General features: G+C 64.0%; 5 protein-coding genes and 1 pseudogene. 3 read left to right on the forward strand and 3 right to left on the reverse strand.

Features of this window, described 5'->3' with window-relative positions; genetic code table 11:
* From VGP39_RS15555 to VGP39_RS15565, 3 genes and pseudogenes are all read left to right on the forward strand, one after another.
* A pseudogene (locus VGP39_RS15555) lies at nt 1–288 on the forward strand (C4-dicarboxylate ABC transporter); the annotation flags it as partial.
* Complete coding sequence (locus VGP39_RS15560; protein ID WP_327568997.1) at nt 285–839, forward strand: TRAP transporter small permease; 555 nt, start codon at nt 285–287, stop codon at nt 837–839. The pseudogene VGP39_RS15555 and the gene VGP39_RS15560, both read left to right, overlap by 4 nt.
* The gene (locus VGP39_RS15565; protein WP_327568998.1) at nt 836–2,194 is read left to right on the forward strand and encodes a TRAP transporter large permease; all 1,359 of its coding nucleotides are present in this window, start codon (nt 836–838) and stop codon (nt 2,192–2,194) included. Before VGP39_RS15560 ends, VGP39_RS15565 begins: the two co-directional genes overlap by 4 nt.
* A gap of 110 nt (nt 2,195–2,304) precedes the next feature.
* On the opposite strand, the gene VGP39_RS15570 is transcribed toward VGP39_RS15565, so the two are convergent.
* The 3 genes from VGP39_RS15570 to VGP39_RS15580 form a co-directional block, all read right to left on the reverse strand.
* Complete coding sequence (locus tag VGP39_RS15570; protein ID WP_327568999.1) at nt 2,305–3,201, reverse strand: hydroxymethylglutaryl-CoA lyase; 897 nt, start codon at nt 3,199–3,201, stop codon at nt 2,305–2,307.
* Nucleotides 3,202–3,261: 60 nt separating this feature from the next.
* Nucleotides 3,262–5,262, reverse strand: a complete 2,001-nt coding sequence (locus tag VGP39_RS15575) for an acetyl/propionyl/methylcrotonyl-CoA carboxylase subunit alpha (RefSeq protein ID WP_327569000.1) — start codon at nt 5,260–5,262, stop codon at nt 3,262–3,264.
* The coding region (locus tag VGP39_RS15580; protein WP_327569001.1) for a carboxyl transferase domain-containing protein at nt 5,262–5,491 on the reverse strand (230 nt) is incomplete at its 5' end. The genes VGP39_RS15580 and VGP39_RS15575, both read right to left, overlap by 1 nt.

The raw sequence follows: 5,491 nt of genomic DNA on the forward strand, positions 1-5,491 counted from the left end.
CCGCTTTTGATGTCGAAGGCGATCTTCGACAAGCTGCCGAAGAACCAGCAGGATATCATCATGGCCGTCGGCGCGGAGATGGAAGCCTTCGGCAAGAAGGGCGCGCAGGACGACGACATCGAGGTCGCCAAGGTCTATGAGAAGGCCGGCGCCAAGGTCAGCCCGCTCGATCAGGCGACGGTCGGCAAATGGCGCGACATCGCCCGGGAAACCGCCTGGAAGGACTACACCGGCAAGAGCGCGGCCGCTGCCAACCTGTTGAAGCTTGCGACCGACGTCTCCGCATGATGCATGGTCCGCTTCCGGATCAACCTGAAACGTCGGGCGCCGTCGCGGACAATGTGTTCGTGGCGGCGCTCGAGCGTGCGCTCGCCCTTTGCAACGGCATCATTGTCATCCTCGCGGGAATCGCCTTGGTCGCGGCGAGCGCTATCCTGAGCTACAGCGTTCTCGGCCGCGCACTGTTCCACAGCCCGAACTACTGGCAGGACGAAGCCGCGGTGTTTCTCTTGGTCGGCGCCACCTTCATGACTGCGGCCTATGTGCAGGGCCAGCGTGGTCACATCGGCATCGAGGCGTTCGTCGGGCTGCTGTCGCCGCTGGTCAACCGCATCCGGCTCTGGCTGGTCGATGTCGCCAGCTTCGCTTTTTGCGCGTTCTTCTCCTGGAAATCCTGGACGCTGGCACATGAAGCATGGGTCGACGGACAGGTGACGAACTCGATGTGGTCGGCACCGCTGGCGATCCCTTACGTCCTGATGGCGTCCGGGATGACGCTGCTGTGCCTCCAGATACTGCTGCAGATCATGATTCCGCTCAGCGGTACGGCGCGCCGATGACCGTACTTGGAATTGGCATCAGCTACGGTGTCGCGACCCTGCTTGTGATGTTTTCCGGCATGCCCATAGCGTTCGCGCTCGGCGCGGTCGCGGTGGTGTTCATGGCGATCTACATGCCGGCGGCGTCACTCGATACCGTGACGCAGAACGTCTACGAGGAAATGGCCTCGATCACGCTGCTGTCGATCCCGCTGTTCATCCTCAAGGGTGCCGCGATCGGCAAATCGCGCGCGGGACAGGATCTTTACCTCGCGCTGCATGCCTGGCTGCATCGGGTGCCCGGCGGGCTCGGCGTCGCCAATGTGTTCGCCTGCGCGCTGTTCGCGGCGATGGCGGGATCATCGCCAGCCACCTGTTCGGCAATCGGCTCGGCCGGCATTCCCGAAATGCGCAAGCGCGGCTATTCCGGCGGCTTTGCGGCGGGAATTATCGCCGCGGGCGGCACGCTCGGCATCCTGCTGCCGCCGTCGATCACCATGATCCTGTTTGCGGTTGCCGCGGAAAAATCGCTGGGACGGCTGTTTCTCGCAGGGATCGGGCCGGGCCTGCTGCTGGTGACGCTGTTCGGGGTTTACGCGGTGGTCCGCTTTCGCATCGAATATGCCGCTGCCGCCGCGCTCTACGCGAAGAGCGGCGAAACGTCGGCAATCCTGACGCACGACGATTTCACCATGGCGGAACGCTTCGATATGCTGCCGCGGGTGCTGCCGTTCGTCATCCTTTTGACCGGCGTGATGATCGCGCTCTACGGCGGGTACGCGACGCCGTCGGAAACCGCGGGGCTCGGCGGCCTGCTGGCGCTGGTGCTGATTGCGGCGATCTACAGCGTGTGGACGCCTTCTGATCTGGCGCCGATCATAAGATCGACCATCCGCGACTCCACCATGCTGATGATGATCATCGGCATGTCGCTATTGTATTCCTACGTCATGAGCTATCTGCATATCTCGCAGTCGGTCGCCGAATCGATTGTCGCGATGCACCTGCCGCGCTGGGAACTGCTCGCCGCGATCCTGGTGATGGTGGTGGTGCTCGGATTTTTCCTTCCCCCGGTATCCATCATCCTGATGACCGCGCCGATCATCCTGCCGCCGCTGCGCGCCGCCGGCTTCGACATCATCTGGTTCGGCGTCGTCATGACCATCGTGATGGAGATGGGTCTGATCCACCCGCCGGTGGGGCTGAACATCTTCGTCATCCGCAATGTCGCACCGGATATCCCGTTGAGCGAAGTGATCTGGGGTACGCTGCCGTTCGTGCTGCTGATGATGGTGGCGGTGGTGCTGCTGTGCTTCGTGCCGCAGATCGCGACCTGGTTGCCGGACCTGGTGATGGGGCCGGACGGGGGAAGGTAGCGAGCGAACAGATCGTAGGGTGGGCAAAGGCGCTCTTGCGCCGTGCCCACCAGGACTTCAACGCATCGGATGCGGGACCGTTTCGGTGGGCACGCTACGCTTCGCCCACCCTACAATGCTTTCGCATTGATCGCCGACGCCACGCGGCTGACCGGCGCGCGCCCGATCAGCCGGCTGACCTCGTTGGTCGCGGCAACCAGCCTTGGCATGTCGACGCCGGTCGCAACGCCCATGCCTTCCAGCATATAGACGACATCCTCGGTCGCGACGTTGCCGGTGGCACCCGGCGCATAGGGGCAGCCGCCTAGGCCGCCCGCCGCGGAATCGATCACGCGCGCGCCCTCCTCCATCCCGGCATAGAGGTTGGCGAGCGCCTGCCCGTAGGTGTCGTGGAAATGCATCGCGAGGCCGGCCATCGGCACGGCGCCGCTTACCGCGCGCAGCAAATGCCGCGCCTTGACGGGCGTGCCGACGCCGATGGTATCACCGAGCGAGACTTCGTAGCAGCCGAGATCCCAGAGCAGCTTTGCAACGCTGACGACCGCTTGCGGCTTCACCTCGCCATCGAAAGGACAGCCGAGCACGCAGGAGACATAGCCGCGCACCTTGATGGCGTCGGCCTTGGCCCGCGCGACCACCGGCTTGAAGCGCTCGATGGATTCGGCGACCGAACAATTGATATTGGCGCGCGAAAACCCTTCCGAGGCCGACGCGAACACCGCGATTACCTTGGCGCCGGCCGCGCGCGCGGCATCAAAACCCTTTTCGTTGGGCACCAGCACGTGAAATTCACCGTTCAAGCCGCTGACGCCGCGCAGTACCTGATCCGAATTCACCATTTGCGGAATCGCCTTCGGCGACACGAAAGCGCCGACTTCGATCGTTTGCAGCCCCGCGGCGATCAGCGCTTCGATGAACGCGATGCGCGCCTCCGCGCTTACAGGCGTCTTCTCGTTCTGCAGTCCGTCGCGCGGGCCGACCTCGACAATCCGCACTTGATCGCTCATGCGAACCTCGCAATTTTTATCATGCCCGGGCTTGTCCCGGGCATGACGAGAAGCTTCTACCTACGCGGCCGGTTCGATTTCGGCCAGTTCGACGCCTTCCTGCACGATGTCGCCGACCTTGCATTTTATCGCTTTCAGCACACCGGCGAACGGCGCGCGCAGGGTCTGCTCCATCTTCATGACCTCAAGCGTCAGAATTGGTGCGCCCTTCTCCAGCGTTGCGCCGACTTCCGCCAGCAATGCGACAACAGTGCCCGGCAGAGGCGCAACGATCTTGTCCTCGCCGACCTGTTCTTCGTCATCGCCGCCGAACGGATCGACCCAGTGCAGGTCGAAGCGGCCGTTGCGGGTCCGCAGGTACAGTTCATGGCCTTCGACGACCGCGGCAATATGGGATCGCGTGCCGTCCAGCGAGAGATCGAAGCCGCCGCTATCCGCAGGCGACGATGTGAAGGCGTATTCGTGCGCACCGATCGAGAGCGTCGCGGGACCGCTGCCGTAAGTCAGCGTCACCTTGTGCTCGCCGCCCTGTCCGTCCCGGAACGAAAATACCCGCTGCCGTCGTCCGACGGGCATCCAGCCCGAAATGCGCCACGGCGACTGCGCCTCAGCGCGCGCGGCCTTCTGCTCTTCCCGCAAAATCGCCGCAACCGCAGCGCAAAGCTCGAGATTGCCGGGCGGCGACGCTTCCGGCGTCAGGTTCTTCAATTCGCGCTCGATGAAACCGGTATCGATGGCGTTGGCGCGCACTTTTGGATGCGTCACCAGCGCCGACAGGAACGGAATGTTGGTGACGACGCCGCGAACGTCGGTCTCCTCTAACCCGCGATGGAGCCTGTCGATCGCGGCATCGCGCGTCGGCGCCCACGCGATCACTTTTGCGAGCATGGCGTCGTAGTGGGGCGATACCGCATCGCCTTCGCGATAGCCGGCGTCGATGCGCAGGCCGTCGGTCTGCTCCGGCGTTCGCCAGGTCCGGATCTTGCCGACCGACGGCATGAAATTCTTGTGCGGGTTTTCCGCGTATACCCGCGCTTCGACGGCATGGCCGTTCAGCCGTATCTCCTCCTGGTTCAGCGGCAGCTTTTCTCCGAATGCGACACGCAGCTGCCATTCCACCAGATCGATGCCGGTGATCAACTCGGTCACGGGATGCTCGACCTGCAGCCTTGTGTTCATCTCGATAAAGAACACGTCCTTGCCGTTGGAGACGAATTCGATGGTGCCGGCGCCGACGTAATTGACCGCGCCGGCAGCCTTCCGCGCGGCGGCGCAGACCGCGTCGCGCTGCGTCGCGTTCAAGGTCGGCGACGGCGCTTCCTCGATCACCTTCTGGTGCCGCCGCTGCAGGGTGCATTCGCGCTCGAACAGCGACAGCAGATTGCCATGGCTGTCGCCGATCACCTGCACTTCGATATGACGGGGATTGTCGAGATACTTTTCGATCAGCATGCGGTCGTCGCCGAACGCGGCCTTGGCTTCGCGCTTGGCGCTGACGATGGCGGCTGCGAGTTCGCCGGCCGACCGCACGATCCGCATGCCGCGTCCGCCGCCGCCTGCCGACGCCTTGACCAGAACCGGAAACCCGATCTTGTCGGCGGCGTCAGCCAGTGTCTTCTCGTCCTGCGCCTCGCCGTGAAAACCGGGCACCAGCGGCACCCCGGCTTTCTCCATCAGCATCTTCGAGCCGGACTTCGAGCCCATCGCCGTCATCATCGCGGCCGTCGGGCCGACGAACACCAGTTTCGCGTCCGCACAGGCCTGTGCGAATTCGGCATTCTCGGACAAGAAGCCGTAACCGGGATGCACCGCCTCGGCGCCGCTTTTGTTCGCGGCGTCGATCACCCGCTCGATGTTGAGATAGCTGTCGCGCGCCCGGGCCGGGCCGAGCAGCACGGCCTCATCGGCCATGGCGACGTGCAGCGCGGCGCGATCGGCCTCGGAATAGACCGCAACGGTGCGCAGACCCATCGCTCTTGCGGTGCGGATCACGCGGCAGGCGATCTCGCCGCGATTGGCGATCAGCAACGTGCGGAAGCGTCGATATTGAGACGCCATCATCACATCCTGAACAGGCCAAAACGCGTGGGCTCGATCGGCGCGTTGGCTGATGCTGAAAGCCCGAGGCCGAGCACCAGGCGGGTGTCGACGGGATCGATCACGCCGTCGTCCCATATCCGCGCGGTGGCGTAGTATGGACTGCCCTGCTTCTCGAACTGCGCCCGCGTCGGCGCGCGAAACTCGTTTTCCTCCTCGACCGACCAGGTGCCGCCCTTGGCCTCGATATTGT

The organism is Bradyrhizobium sp. (assembly GCF_036009065.1).
Classification (GTDB): Bacteria; Pseudomonadota; Alphaproteobacteria; order Rhizobiales; family Xanthobacteraceae; genus Bradyrhizobium.

What these genes read in the sequence shown, in the direction of transcription:
- VGP39_RS15570 (WP_327568999.1), bottom strand. Translation starts at nt 3,201, where the DNA reads ATGAGCGATCAAGTGCGGATTGTCGAGGTCGGCCCGCGCGACGGACTG.
- VGP39_RS15575 (WP_327569000.1), bottom strand. Translation starts at nt 5,262, where the DNA reads ATGATGGCGTCTCAATATCGACGCTTCCGCACGTTGCTGATCGCCAAT.
- VGP39_RS15565 (WP_327568998.1), top strand. Translation starts at nt 836, where the DNA reads ATGACCGTACTTGGAATTGGCATCAGCTACGGTGTCGCGACCCTGCTT.
- VGP39_RS15560 (WP_327568997.1), top strand. Translation starts at nt 285, where the DNA reads ATGATGCATGGTCCGCTTCCGGATCAACCTGAAACGTCGGGCGCCGTC.